The sequence below is a fragment of the Kitasatospora sp. NPDC002227 genome (genome assembly GCF_040296285.1).
Classification (GTDB): domain Bacteria; phylum Actinomycetota; class Actinomycetes; order Streptomycetales; family Streptomycetaceae; genus Kitasatospora.
In genome coordinates, this window is record NZ_JBEOWY010000001.1 from 341880 (window position 1) to 354201 (window position 12322).

The 12322-nt window shown below is 74.1% G+C and carries 12 protein-coding genes; 9 read left to right on the forward strand and 3 right to left on the reverse strand.

The genetic code is table 11. The features are described from left to right. The first annotated feature begins 37 nt into the window (after window positions 1-37). The 3 genes from ABT095_RS01520 to tpx all read left to right on the forward strand — a co-directional run bounded on the left by ABT095_RS01520 (window position 38) and on the right by tpx (window position 1770). Window positions 38-769 (forward strand): hypothetical protein, encoded by a 732-nt coding sequence (locus ABT095_RS01520; RefSeq protein ID WP_350527192.1) that lies wholly within the window; start codon window positions 38-40, stop codon window positions 767-769. Then, window positions 766-1125 (forward strand): winged helix-turn-helix domain-containing protein, encoded by a 360-nt coding sequence (locus ABT095_RS01525; protein WP_350527193.1) that lies wholly within the window; start codon window positions 766-768, stop codon window positions 1123-1125. The genes ABT095_RS01520 and ABT095_RS01525 overlap by 4 nt, the downstream gene beginning before the upstream one ends. 144 nt (window positions 1126-1269) lie before the next feature. Then, window positions 1270-1770: a thiol peroxidase gene (tpx, locus tag ABT095_RS01530; RefSeq protein ID WP_350527194.1), complete on the forward strand. Its 501-nt coding sequence runs from the start codon at window positions 1270-1272 to the stop codon at window positions 1768-1770. 132 nt (window positions 1771-1902) lie between these two features. On the opposite strand, the gene ABT095_RS01535 is transcribed toward tpx, so the two are convergent. Together ABT095_RS01535 and ABT095_RS01540 are read right to left on the reverse strand one after the other, a co-directional pair. Next, window positions 1903-2139, reverse strand: coding sequence for a hypothetical protein (locus tag ABT095_RS01535; RefSeq protein ID WP_350527195.1), 237 nt, complete (start codon window positions 2137-2139; stop codon window positions 1903-1905). A gap of 3 nt (window positions 2140-2142) precedes the next feature. Then, window positions 2143-4872: a Hint domain-containing protein gene (locus ABT095_RS01540; protein WP_502884779.1), complete on the reverse strand. Its 2730-nt coding sequence runs from the start codon at window positions 4870-4872 to the stop codon at window positions 2143-2145. Window positions 4873-4902: 30 nt separating this feature from the next. On the opposite strand from ABT095_RS01540, the gene ABT095_RS01545 reads away from it, so the two are divergent. Beyond that, window positions 4903-5106, forward strand: a complete 204-nt coding sequence (locus ABT095_RS01545; RefSeq protein WP_502884780.1) for a hypothetical protein — start codon at window positions 4903-4905, stop codon at window positions 5104-5106. A gap of 66 nt (window positions 5107-5172) precedes the next feature. Here the strand turns inward: ABT095_RS01545 and ABT095_RS01550 are convergent, their stop codons facing one another. Continuing rightward, window positions 5173-6426 (reverse strand): ROK family transcriptional regulator, encoded by a 1254-nt coding sequence (locus ABT095_RS01550; protein WP_350527196.1) that lies wholly within the window; start codon window positions 6424-6426, stop codon window positions 5173-5175. A gap of 105 nt (window positions 6427-6531) precedes the next feature. On the opposite strand from ABT095_RS01550, the gene ABT095_RS01555 reads away from it, so the two are divergent. The 5 genes from ABT095_RS01555 (at window position 6532) to ABT095_RS01575 (ending at window position 12286) form a co-directional block, all read left to right on the forward strand. Beyond that, window positions 6532-7704: an MFS transporter gene (locus ABT095_RS01555; RefSeq protein WP_350527197.1), complete on the forward strand. Its 1173-nt coding sequence runs from the start codon at window positions 6532-6534 to the stop codon at window positions 7702-7704. A gap of 67 nt (window positions 7705-7771) precedes the next feature. Then, window positions 7772-10156 carry a hypothetical protein gene (locus tag ABT095_RS01560; RefSeq protein ID WP_350527198.1) on the forward strand — a complete coding sequence of 795 codons (2385 nt, stop codon included), beginning with the start codon at window positions 7772-7774 and terminating at the stop codon, window positions 10154-10156. A 152-nt stretch (window positions 10157-10308) separates the two neighbouring features. After that, the gene (locus ABT095_RS01565) at window positions 10309-11259 is read left to right on the forward strand and encodes a deoxyribonuclease IV (protein ID WP_350527199.1); all 951 of its coding nucleotides are present in this window, start codon (window positions 10309-10311) and stop codon (window positions 11257-11259) included. Between the two features lie 76 nt (window positions 11260-11335). Further along, window positions 11336-12079 (forward strand): hypothetical protein, encoded by a 744-nt coding sequence (locus ABT095_RS01570; RefSeq protein ID WP_350527200.1) that lies wholly within the window; start codon window positions 11336-11338, stop codon window positions 12077-12079. A 36-nt stretch (window positions 12080-12115) separates the two neighbouring features. Then, window positions 12116-12286: a hypothetical protein gene (locus ABT095_RS01575; RefSeq protein WP_350527201.1), complete on the forward strand. Its 171-nt coding sequence runs from the start codon at window positions 12116-12118 to the stop codon at window positions 12284-12286. The last annotated feature ends 36 nt before the right edge of the window (window positions 12287-12322 follow it).

A 12322-nucleotide genomic window follows, 5' to 3' on the forward strand; every position in this document is an offset into this window, starting at 1 on the left:
TCTTGCCACAATCAGTCTGTAATGCAAAGCTGACTGCATGACAGACATACCGCTGCCGTCGTCGAACGGCTCCCCGCGCGAAGTCCTGGACGGTCTGGGCGACTTGACCCGCCGGGTGCGCGCCGTCCAGCGCGGCACCTGGTTCCCCCTGCTCCTGCTCGGCCTGCTCACCCTCGGCGGGATCCTCGTCACCCGGCTGACCGTCAGCATCCAGGACGTCCCCTGCCCGGACGGCGGCTCCGGCTGCACCATCGCGAAGCAGGGCTCACCGCTCTACTGGACGGTCGGCCTGGTCCTCGTCTACGCCGCGACGGCCGCCTTCTACCTGCGCCGCTCGCGCAGCCGAGGCGTCGGCACCCCCGTGCGCCCCTACGTCCTGATCGGCCCGGGGCTGGTCTTCCTGGTCTCGGCCACCAGCTTCTGGGCCGTCAGCCACCTGACGCCCGGCGCTCCGGTCGACTTCCTGGGCGCGCGGTTGGACCCGCACTCGGGCCTGACCACCTTCCTCCTGCGGCTCACCGGCTCCGCCGCCAGCATCGGCCTCCCCCTGCTGGTGCTCGCCTGGGTCGAGCGCAGCCCGGCCCTGCTCCTGCTGACCCTGGTCTACCTCGCCGTCGAACTGGTTCCCCTCACCACCGGCTGGTCGGGGATCGCCTACTCGTCCCCCTGGTCCGGCCTCCCTCGCTACGGCGTCCCGGGCCTGCTCCTGCTGCTCGGCGCGCTGGGCTTCGCCCGTGCCCAGCTCCCCCGGCGGCGCACCGCATCATGACCGAGCAGCCCACCGAGCGACCCACCGAGCAGCATCCCGAGCCCGACCAGCACCCCGCCACCGGCCTGGACGACGTGGTCCACCAGCGCGTCCGTCTCGGCATCCTCACCGTGACCCACCAGGCCCGCCGGGTGGAGTTCGGCTTCCTGCGCACCACCCTCGACCTGACCGCCGGCAACCTGGGCCAGCACCTCACCGTGCTGGAGAAGGCCGCCCTGATCGAGGTCGAGAAGGGGTACGAAGGCCGCCGCCCGCGCACCTGGATCACCCTCACCCCGGCCGGCGCCCAGGCCCTCCAGCGGGAGATCGCCCACCTCAAGCGCCTCATCCACCAGCACGAACAGGTGCCCTCCTGAGCACCCGATCACTGGTCGGACATCCACTCCCGCCTCCGCCCGCGCACTGAGTAGGATCTCCGTGTTCCCAGTTACCCGCGTAGCCGTCCCGGTCACGCGGTGTGGCTACACCGAGAAGTACGACCATCTGGAGGAGAAACCCTCATGGCTCAGGTCACCCTCAAGGGCAACCCGGTCGAGGTCAACGGCGAGCTGCCGCAGTCCGGCAGCACGGCCCCCGCGTTCACCCTCGTCGGTGCGGGGCTGGCGGAGAAGTCCCTGGCGGACTTCGCCGGCAAGCGCAAGGTCCTGAACATCTTCCCCAGCGTCGACACCCCGACCTGCGCGACCTCGGTCCGCACGTTCAACGCCGAGGCCAACAGCCTTGAGAACACCGTGGTGCTGTGCATCTCGGCCGACCTGCCCTTCGCGCAGGCCCGCTTCTGCGGCGCCGAGGGCCTGGAGAACGTCCAGAGCCTCTCCACCTTCCGCAACCGTGACTTCCACGCCGCCTACGGCGTGGACATCGCGGGCGGCGCGATGGCCGGTCTGACCGCCCGCGCGGTCGTCGTCCTCGGCGAGAACGACGAGGTCCTGCACACCGAGCTCGTCTCCGAGATCGCCGACGAGCCGAACTACCAGGCCGCCCTCGGCGCCCTGAAGTAAGCCCGCCAAGCACGTGGACGGGCCGCCCCCGGCCGGGGGCGGCCCCTCGCTGCGTCCACGGGCGGACGCCCGCGCGGGACGGGGCCGCGCCCTCCCCGGAGGGAGGGCGCGGCCCGTGGTGTCACCGGTCCGTCAGATCCGGATCTCCCGCCTCAGGTACTCGGCGGACAGGCCGCCCTCGTACCAGCCCCCGATGTCCTGCATCTGGGGAATCGACAGGTCGAACGCCAGCCGGTACTGGTTGAGGATCACGATCGACCGCTTCGCGAACGCCTCATGGTTGTCCCGCATGTGTTCGGCGACCTGGACGATGTCCAGCCCCTGGTCGCGCAGCCGGCGCAGCTCCGCCACCCAGTCGTACTCACTCATGTCTCACGGCTTCCTGAAATCGGCTGACACTCGGGCGTAACCGCCCTCGGCGGCGGGCTCCGCCCGCGAGATCCGGACGCTGGTGTACCCGTAGTCGGCGGCCCGCTGGCCCGTCCACGTGGCCCTGGCGGCCGTCTTCTCGGGCATCCCCTCCGCGATCAGCTTGTTGAACGCGGCCAGGTTGTCCCCGTAGGACCAGTTGCCCTGGATGATCTCGACCTTGTCCCCGAAGTGGTCCATCACCATCTGGAACATCTGCTTGCCCGAGATGGTGGACCCCTCCAGGCGGTCCATCCCGAGGGTCAGCGTACCGGTCCGCGCGTCGAGCAGACCGATGGTCATCGACCCGCTCGCGGGGTGCGCGATGGTGATCCCCTCCGCCGTCGCCTCGACGGTGACCCCGACCGGGCAGTCGAAGTTGTGCACCAGGACCGGCGTGCGGCCCGCGACGACGAAGTAGGTGTGGAGGTCGCTGATACCCAGGGCGTACGTGACCATCGCGGCCACGTAGCTGCGCACCGCCAGCACCGTCGCCACCGAGCCGTCGACGGTCTGCAGCCGGTCGCCCACGGTGAGGCGGGAGGCCTCCACGAAGGCCTGGCGGGTCAGGTCGTAGTACGGGTGGTTCTGGGTACCGGTGATCTTCTGCCGGCCGTCCGGCCCACCGATCGTCAGATCGGTGAAGTCGGTGTCGGTCCGGGTGGTGAAGACGTTCTCCACCCGGTGCCGCTCGGTGCCGCCACCGGGCCGGGCGTTCTCGACCTCGTCACCACCCCGGACGTCCTGGATCGGCCTGACGCTGCCGTCCGCCATCAGGACCCCGGTGCCCGCCGCGAAACTGTGCGTCGGGTTGCAGGGCAGCAGCGCCTTGAGCAGTCCGCGGATCCGGACGGCCTTCAGCACGTCGGTGAACTTCGACAGCGTGGTCATGCTGATCGCGGCGGCCTTGGCCGACTGGACCAGGACGTTGTACGCGGCCTCCGCGCCCACCATGTCGCCGATCACCATCGCGGCGCGGATGGTGAGCGCCGCCCGCAGCGCCACCTTCAGTGCGGCCGGGATCACGATGCTCCCGATCGCCCAGAGGCAGTCGCTGCTGGTGATGTCGAAGTGCTTCACGCACCCGACGAAGTCGCTGACCATCCCGTAGGCCAGCGTCTTGACGAACGTGACGTCCTGCTCCCACATGTTGACGTCGAAGACCTGGTGGGTCGTCACGTCGACGTCGATGGGGCCCAGGGAGTCCTTGGTGTACTTGCCGGTGGCGACACAGGCCTCGGCCGTGGCGTTCGGGATGTCGCAGGTGACGATGAAGGCCATCGCCTTGCCCCAGATGTGCACATCGCCCGGCAGGCTGCAGTGGATCGGATGCTCCGGGTTCCACTTGCACTGGTCGGTGGCGTGGGCCTCCTGCTTCATGTCGATCGGTTCCAGGGTCAGCCCCGGGAACTCGTTGTCCGGCGTGTGGTCCCCGGCCGACGGCGGGTTCCGGTCGAACTGGGCCGCACCCTCGGCGAGCTGCGCCGAGTCCTTGGCGTCGGCCTGGGCCGAGTTGGCCGCCTGCTGGGCGGAGTCGGCCGACTTCTGGGCGTCGGCGGCGGAGGACGCGGCGTCGTCGGCCGAGTCCCGCGCGTTGGTCGCCGCCGTCCGGGCCGCGCCCGCGTCCTTCTCGCTGTCGGTGGCCGCCGCGCGGGCGGCCGCCGCCTCGTTCTGCGCCGAGGCGGCCGACTGGTCGGCCTTCCACGCGTCGCCCTCGGTCTGGAGGTTGATCGCGTCGAGCCGCTCCGAGACCGCCTTGGTGTCCTTCGCGTCGGCCGCCGCCTGGGCCGCCGACTTGAGGGCGTTGGCCGCCGCGCGGGAGGCCTTGGCGGCCGAGGCCGCCGCGTCCGCCGCCGCCTGGGCCGCCAGCTTGGCGTCACCGGTGGCCCGGTTGGCCGCGTCCTGGGCCGCCGCCGCGAAGGCCGCCGCCTCGGCGGCCCGGAAGTCGGCGACCGCCGCCTCCTGCTCCGCGAGCGTCTTCGCGGTGTCCGCCACCGCGACCGAGAGACCGGCCGTGGCGTCGGTGGCCGCGAAGGTGATACCGAGCTCGATCGCCTGGTCCGCCGGGGCGGTCACCGCGTTCGCGGTGTCCCGGGCGATCTCCGCCTGCTGCGAGGCCGCGTAGGCCTGGCCGGAGGCGGTGGCGGCGTCGGAGACGGCGCCGTCGGCCTCCTTCTTGGCCCCGTCGGCCGCCGCCTTGGCGTCGGCCGAGTCCTTGGCCGCCTGCTTGGCCAGGGCGTTCGCCGCGTCCGAGTTCTGCTTGGCGACCTGGGCCTGGTTGATCGCCTCGGCCGCCAGGGCGTCGCCCTGGGCGGCGTTGGCCCGCGTGGTGGCGGCCGCCGCGTCGGCGACCCTGGCCGCCGCCGAGGACTTGTTGGCCGCCGCCGTGCTGGTGGTGGCAGCGGCCCGGGCCGACACGGCGGCGTTCTCGGCGTTGTCCGCGTCGATCTCCGCCTGGTCGGCGGCCTGGCCGGCCGCCACCGCCTCGCCGGCGGCCGCCTGGGCCGCCGCCTTCGCGCTCTCCGCCGCGCTCGTACCGGTGGCGGCATCGGCCGCGGCGTCCGCGGCGGCCGACTTCGCCATCGCGGCGTTCAGCGCCTTCTGGGCCGCGGCCGCGCGGTCCTTGGCCGCCGCCGCGTCCTTGTCGGCGCGTACGTCCTGGCCGGCGAGCTGGCCGCCGCGGGCGGCGACCACCGCCGGGCCTTCCGCCGCTACGACGAGCTCATGCGCCCCTACGTGGCCCAGGCCCAGGAGCTCCCGCCCGGCGGCGCGGGCGGGTACGCCCCGCACAGCGCGCTCGCCATCCACCTGCGCGCACTCTCGATGCGCACCATGACGCACTGGCCGATGCGCACCATCCTCGCAGCCCAGTTCGCCAAGGCCGGAGCCATCGACCTGCCCGACTACCCGGCCCCGGTCGCCGCCTGACCAGCCGTCAGCCGAAGATCTCCCGCCGGACCGATTCCCTGACCCCGGCAGCCGCCTGACCGGACGTCAGCCGAAGATCTCCCGCCGGGCCGCGTCCCCGGCCGTGAGCACCGCCCCCGCCAGCACCGCCCCGCCTCCGGCCGTCCCGGCCCGGACCTCCGTCCGCAGCGGCGACAGGCGAGCCAGCCGCCCGGCCACCAGGGTGGCCAGCAACTCCCCGCCCGCCCGGCCGAGTTCGCCGCCGAGCACCACGCAGCCCGGGTCGACCACCACGCACACCGCCGCCACCCCGACCGCGATCCGCCCGGCCAGCTCGTCCAGGAACGGCAGCCCCTCGGGCCCGGCCGCCAGCGCCGCCCGCACCACCACCTCGGCCCGCGCCACCGGGCCCAGCCCCACCCCGCTCTGCCCACGGCCGGTCAGACCCGCCCCGAGCCCGGCCTCCGGCACCGGGCGGCCGTACTCCCGGGCCAGCGCGCAGACCGCCTCGCTGCCCACCAGGGAGTGGAAGCCGCCGTCGCTGGCGGTGGCCGTGGGCAGCCCGCCGGTGCCGGGCACCGGCAGGTAGCACAGCTCGCCGGTGCCGCCCGAGACACCGCGCAGCAGGCGCCCGTCCAGCATCAGCGCCCCGCCGACGCTGTGGCCGAGCCAGAGCAGCGCGAAGGTGTCCCGGTCCCGGGCCGCGCCCAGGCGGTGCTCGGCGATCCCGGCGAGGTTGACCTCGTTCTCCAGGATCACCCGGGTGCCCGCCAGCGCGGGCCCGCCGTGGGCACCGGCCCGCAGCGCGGCGATCAGCTCGGCGTGCCAGCCGGGCTGGCCGTCGGAGTGCTGGTCGCCGGTCCGCGGGTCGACCATGCCGGGCGCGCCGACGGCCACGGTGTGCAGCCGCTCGGCCCCGGCCGTGCGGGCCGCCTCGGCCAGACTGCGCACCGTCCGTTCCACCAGCTCCGGCCCCTCGGCGGGCAGTTCGGCCCCGGCCAGGGTGCGACCGGTCAGGTCGGCCACCACCAGCCGCACGCCGGTGGCCCGCACGTCGATCCCGGCAAGGTGCGCCCGGTCGGCCACCAGCCCGTACAGCCGGGCGTTCGGCCCGCGCCGCTGCTCGCCGCTCTCCCCCGCGACGGCGACCAGGCCGCCGCGCTGCAGCCGCTCGAGCAGGTCGGCCACCGTCGGCCGGGACAGGCCGGTGAGGGTGCGCAGCTCGGGGGCGGTCAGGGGGCCCCGGTCGAGCAGCAGGTCCAGCGCCAGGCGGTCGTTGATGGCGCGGGCGGTGCTGGGGGTGGCGGCCCGACTCGGGGAGGCGGCGCGGATGCTGGTCATGGGAGCACATCTTTCCGGACGGAAATCCCCGCCCGCCTTATCTATCAGGGTTCCTTCCTGATAATTTACGGTGCTGTCACACACAGGAGGGGGACAGAGATCGCCATGGCCACACTCACCAGCCCGCCGCGGACCGGTCGGCGCGGGCCCGTCAGCCGGGCCCGGATCGCGGTCTCGCTGGTCTTCGCCGTGCACGGCTCGGTGACCGGCAGTTTCGTCACCCGCATCCCGTGGATCCAGCACCACCTGCACCTCAGCCCGGCCCAGCTCGGCTTCGCCCTGCTCTGCCCGGCCGTCGGCGCCTCGGTGGCGATGCCGCTGGCCGGCCGGGTGGTGCACCGGTACGGCAGCCGGCTGGCCGTGCGCGGGCTGCTCACCCTCTGGTGCCTCTCGCTCGCGCTGCCCGCCCTCGCCCCGAACCTGCCCGCCCTGATGGCGGGGCTGCTCGGCTACGGCGCGGTGGCGGGAATGGCGGACGTGGCGATGAACGCCCAAGGCGTGGAGATCGAGCAGCGGCTCGGCCGCTCGATCATGTCCGGACTGCACGGCATGTGGAGCGTCGGCGTGCTGGTCGCCTCCGGGTTCGGCGTGCTCGCCGCGAACCAGCAGTTCGAGCCGCGCCTGCAGCTCGGCCTCACCGCCCTGGTGCTGGCCGGCCTCGCCCAGCTGGTCTGCGGCGGCCTGCTCGACATCTGCCCGGCCGCCGGCACCGAGGCCCCGCCCCGCTTCGCGCTGCCGCCGCGCTCGGCGCTGGCCGTCGGGCTGGTCGGCTTCTGCGGCGTCTTCGCCGAGGGGGCCAGCCTGGACTGGAGCGGTGTCTACCTGCGCGACGTGACCGGTGCCTCCGCCGGGATCGCGGCCGCCTGCTCCAGCGCCTTCGCCGCCACCATGACGATCGCCCGCCTCACCGGTGACCTGGTGATCCGCCGTTTCGGCCCGGTCACCACCCTGCGGATCGGCGGCATCGTGGCCACCCTCGGCAGTGCCCTGGTGGCCGCCGCCGACACGCCCTACCTGGCCATCCCGGGCTTCGCCCTGATCGGCGTCGGCATCGCCACCGTCGTCCCGCTCGCCTTCGCGGCGGCCGGGCACAGCGGCCCCAACCCCAGCCAGTCGATCGCCGGGGTCGCGACCATCACCTACATCTCCGGCCTGGTGGCCCCCGCCGCGATCGGCGGCATCGCCCAGCTCAGCTCGCTCACCGTCTCCTTCTGCGTGGTCACCGCCCTCGCCGCCTGCCTGGTCCTGGGCGCCACCGCCCTGCGGCCCAGGGCCTGACACCCGAACGGGTCGTTCTGCGGCCGAGCCCCTGGCGCCCCGGGCCGCCGCGGCGCACCTTGAAGACATGACCGCGCCCGAGCAGCCGTCGCACGTCAGGTACAGCGTCCTGGTCTGGCCGCTCGCCGTGCTGCTGACCGGGTACGTCCCGCTCCTGCTGTTCTGGCGCCTGGGCGGCCAACCGGCCGGGATGCCCGGGCTGTTCGCCTACCGCAGTGCCACCTGGGGAGACGGCCTGCTGCTCCCGCTGCTCGCGCTCTGCCTGCGGGTCATGACCATCCGGCTGCGCAGACAGCTCGACCGGCGGAAGGTCGCCGTCGCGGCCGCCCTGGGGGCGGCGGCCGGGGCAGCGCTCGTCCTCAGCTGGCGCGCCGACCCGCACCCCACACCGAACTGGACGCTGCCCCGGCCGCACGAGTTCACCGCTGCGGGGATCTACCACGCCTGCTTCCTCGGCCTCGCCTGCGCGTTCTTCGCCGCGATCGGCACCGACTTCGCCGTCGCGGTACGGCGCGCCGAGGACCGGGCCAGGCAGCGGGCCCTCACCTGCTCCTGGTTCTGCGTGGCGCTCGCCTCGGCGGCCGGCTACGGCTGGCTGGCCGTCGCCGACGCCGCCCACGCGGGTACGACCACCAGTTCTGCCGCCACCCTCACCGAACTGGCGATCGCCTCGGCCGTCCTGGTCGTCGGGGTCGGCCTGGTCGCCGGCCGGCCCCGCCCGGTGCTCCTGAACACGCTCGTGACCTCGGCCCTGCTCACCTGCTTCACCCTCGTCCTCGTCCACGACTACCCGTCCATGGGGGCGTTGGACTTCGCGGCGCTGGCGTGCGCCTTCGGGGCGGGCCTGGGCCTGGCAGCCACCGTCACCTCCACCACCTCCGTCTCCGCAGTCGAGGCACTGGCCGTCTGCTCGGTGTTCGGCTGCGTCACGCTGGTGGTCTCCACCGACCGCTCGGCCCCCACCTGGCTGGTGCTGGCCGCACCGGTTGCCGCCGCCCTCGGCGCCGTCGTACTGCGGTGGCTCAGGAAGAACGTGACGAACATCCAGGCCCAGGCCCAGGTCGACAGCCACTACCTCGTCTCGGCCGGGATCTCGGCCTGTGTGCTCTCCTCGGCGGGCTTCGCCACCTGGCTGGGCGCCCGGACAGACACGGAGTACATCACCGGCGGCTTCCTCCTCACCATCGTCGGTGCGGTCATCGGCGGGGTGTTCTTCCAGTACTTCAAGAAGGACTTCACCGAACTGGAGGCCATCGAGGGCGATCCCGCCCTGCGTACGCCGGAGGGGTGGCCGAGCGAACGGCAGCAGCGGGCCGCACGGCGAGTCTGGATCCGGCTGTCCGCGTACACGGTCTCGGCGTTCGCCGCGATCCTGGTGCTGGCCATCACGCTCGGGCACCCCCTGGGGTGGCAGCCCGGCCAGGTCCGGATCCCGTGGAACCCGCTGTTCGGCGGCGTGGCGGCGGGCGCCCTGCTCCTCCTCCTGCCCCTCGCCTCCGACGGCGCCCGCCGGGCCTTCCGACCCCGGCCCCGCCCGCCCTTGGTCCCGGCCCCACCTCCCCCGCCGAGTACCTGGCCGGCCTGGGTGTGTGCCGTCGCCTCGGTGGTCGTGCTGTCCTGCCTGTGCGCTGCCGTCGCCGAGCACGGCGTCTTCAACCCTCTCGCCGCAGTGCAGGCGGTGTTGTTGATGCTCTTCGCCTTCGAGGGAATGGCCGGCAACGGCGCCTGGCTCCACCTGCGGCGGCTGGATTCGGCGGCCGCCCGGTGCGCCGTGACCACGGGCGCCGGTGCGGTCGGCCTGACCGTGTACTGGTCCCTCACCGGCCTGGTCCGCCCCGACGGCCGGACGGCCGCGCCCAGCCATTCGCTGCTCGCCTGGGGCTTCGCCGCGGCGCTCGTGCTCGCCCTGACCGTCCTGACCACCGCAGCGGTCTTCGCCACCGCTGGACGGCAGTACGAGACGGACTACCCGCCGGCCCCGAGCGCCTCCCAGGACGCCTTCCTGCTGTCGCTGCTCTGGCTCGCCCTCGGCTGGCTGCCGCAGACTGTGATCGCTCACATCCCGGCCTCCGCCCCGGAGCGGTGGGCGGCGATCGGCACCATCCTCGCCAGTTTCATGCTCGCGTTCGGTCCGCCGTTCCTCTGGGTCCTGGAGAACAACGACACCCACGTGAACCGCCAGGCCGGGATCCGCCACTTCACCGGAGCGACCACCTACGGCTCGGCTCCCGGGACTTCCTCGGCGCAGCGTGCCCTCGCGCTGCCCAGCCGAGTCAGCCGCTACCCGCGCGCCCTCGACCCGAGCACTCACCCGGACCGGACGGAGGCCTTCCTCGCGCGGCTCGACGGCCACACGGCCGTCCAGAACACCCTGGCCCTCTGCCTCGCCGTCGTCTCGCTGGTCGGTCTGGTCGGCATGACCGCGGGGCTCACTCCCGACCGGGAGCTCTGAGGCCCCGCAGGCTCCCCGGCGCCAGGCCCGTCCCGTCAGCCCCCGCCCACTGCCGCGCCCTCCTCCAGCCCCTGGCCGGCCGCCTGCCCCGTACGACCGGGAGCCCGGCCCTCGTGACCGGCCGCGCACGGCAGCGTGACATCCTCGACCTCATGACCGCCGCACCCTCCTCCCCCGCTGGTCCCTCCCCCGCCGCCCGCCGCAACCCCGTCGGCGCCCACGTCCCGGTCGCCGGGCGCGGCCTCACCGGCACCGGGCTGGCGTACGCGGCGAAGGTCGGCGCCGAGGCGGTCCAGGTCTTCGTGGCCAACCCGCGCGGCTGGGCCACCCCGGCCGGCGACCCGGCCAGGGACGCCGAGTTCCGCGAGGCCTGCGCCGAGCGCGGCATCCCCGCCTACGTGCACGCCCCGTACCTGATCAACTTCGGCTCCGACAGCGACGCCACCCGCGAGCGCTCCGCCGAGTCGCTGCGGCACTCGCTGCACCGCGCCCACGCGATCGGCGCCCTCGGCGTGGTCGTGCACACCGGCTCGGCCGTCGGCCGGGCCCCCGGCGGCGGCTCGCGGTACGCGGAGGCGATGGCCCAGGTACGCGCGGACGTACGGCCGCTGCTCGACGAACTGGACGCCCTCGGCGAGGCCGCGCCCTGGCTGCTGCTCGAACCGACCGCCGGCCAGGGCAGCTCGCTCTGCTCCCGGATGGAGGACCTCGCGGCGTACGCGCAGGCCCTCGACCACCACCCCAAGGTCGGCGTCTGCCTCGACACCTGCCACGCCTTCGCGGCCGGCCACGACCTCGCCGAGCCGGGCGGCACCAAGGCCACCCTCGACCTGCTCACCGCCGCCGTCGGCCCCGGGCGGCTGCGCTTGATCCACGCCAACGACTCCCTCGACGTGGTGGGCGCCCGCAAGGACCGCCACGCCAACATCGGTGCGGGCCACATCGGCTCCGCCGCCTTCGCCGAGCTCTTCACCCACCCCGAGACCGAGGGCGTGCCCCTCATCATCGAGACCCCCGACGGCCGCCACGACCCCGCCCGCGTCGAGGGCGCCCGCCACGCCGCCGACCTCACCCTCCTCAAGACGCTCCGCTCCCCGGCCTGACCCCCACCCCGCCCTTCCGCCTGTCACTGCCCCGCCGCAGAATGGTCGGCGCAGAGATCGTCTACGGGGAGGTCAGGTGTTCCACCGCTGGTGGTTCGTCAAGCTGCTGCGCAAGACCGAGCCGTCACCTCCCGCGCGCAGCGGTCCCTCCCGTGAGCAGCAGGAGCTGATCCTCCGTGAGTGGGAGGTGATCCGCGACCGCCTCACCACCTACGCGGCCGACCGCGTCACCCTCGCGGGCGAGATCTTCCGCGCCGCCGAGCTCCAGCTCCCGCCGGAGGAGGCGGCCCCGCGCCGCGACTACCTCTGGGCCCTGGAGGCCTACGAAGCCGCGGGCCGCCTGCTGGACGAGGCCGCCGACCTCCCCGATCTCGCGGCCGCGGTCGTGCTGGCCGAGCGCGCCGTCGAGCGGCTCGCCGCCGCCCACGCCGGCCACGCGGGCGCGCGCCCGGCCGCGCCCGCCGTCCGCTGCTTCTACAACCCCCTCCACCCGCCGGTGCCGCCGCGCACCACCGCGACCCGGCCCGGCAAGAAGGCCCGGCAGCGCCCGCACCACGGCGCCCGCGAGGCCGCGGCCGACCGCCGCCCGGCCTGCCCGGACTGCCGCCGGGCCATCCTGGCCGGCCAGCAGCCCGACATCCTCCCCGCCCTCCTGCCCGCCGGGGCCACCGGCCCCCACTCCCCGCGCGTGCTGGTGCCGTACTTCTCCGTGCCCCAGCAGTGGTCCCCCTGGTCCACCACCGGCTGCGGCGCCTACGACGACTCCGCGCCCGCGCTCGTCCTGCGCGGCGAGCACCGCCGCCGCAGCACCGGCTCCTGACCCGAAACCCCGCCCCGGCCTGCTCGTTTCCAGACCATGAAGACCCTCGCCCTCGCCCTCGCGGCCACCGCCCTCCTGCTCACCGCCGGCCCGGCCACCGCCGAACCGCTGGTCAACAAGGGCTACTCCATCCCCGTCGGCGCGATCACGGACCTCGGCGCCCTACCGGTCCTGGGCTACCTCGGCTACGACCTCGCCCGGCTCTGACCGCCCCGTCCCGGAGCGGAATCGCGGCCCCGGGCG

Excerpts from the sequence above, each read along its gene's own strand:
- ABT095_RS01520 (WP_350527192.1), top strand. The coding sequence starts at position 38 with ATGACAGACATACCGCTGCCGTCGTCGAACGGCTCCCCGCGCGAAGTC.
- ABT095_RS01525 (WP_350527193.1), top strand. The coding sequence starts at position 766 with ATGACCGAGCAGCCCACCGAGCGACCCACCGAGCAGCATCCCGAGCCC.
- tpx (WP_350527194.1), top strand. The coding sequence starts at position 1,270 with ATGGCTCAGGTCACCCTCAAGGGCAACCCGGTCGAGGTCAACGGCGAG.
- ABT095_RS01535 (WP_350527195.1), bottom strand. The coding sequence starts at position 2,139 with ATGAGTGAGTACGACTGGGTGGCGGAGCTGCGCCGGCTGCGCGACCAG.
- ABT095_RS01545 (WP_502884780.1), top strand. The coding sequence starts at position 4,903 with ATGCGCCCCTACGTGGCCCAGGCCCAGGAGCTCCCGCCCGGCGGCGCG.
- ABT095_RS01550 (WP_350527196.1), bottom strand. The coding sequence starts at position 6,426 with ATGACCAGCATCCGCGCCGCCTCCCCGAGTCGGGCCGCCACCCCCAGC.
- ABT095_RS01555 (WP_350527197.1), top strand. The coding sequence starts at position 6,532 with ATGGCCACACTCACCAGCCCGCCGCGGACCGGTCGGCGCGGGCCCGTC.
- ABT095_RS01560 (WP_350527198.1), top strand. The coding sequence starts at position 7,772 with ATGACCGCGCCCGAGCAGCCGTCGCACGTCAGGTACAGCGTCCTGGTC.
- ABT095_RS01565 (WP_350527199.1), top strand. The coding sequence starts at position 10,309 with ATGACCGCCGCACCCTCCTCCCCCGCTGGTCCCTCCCCCGCCGCCCGC.
- ABT095_RS01575 (WP_350527201.1), top strand. The coding sequence starts at position 12,116 with ATGAAGACCCTCGCCCTCGCCCTCGCGGCCACCGCCCTCCTGCTCACC.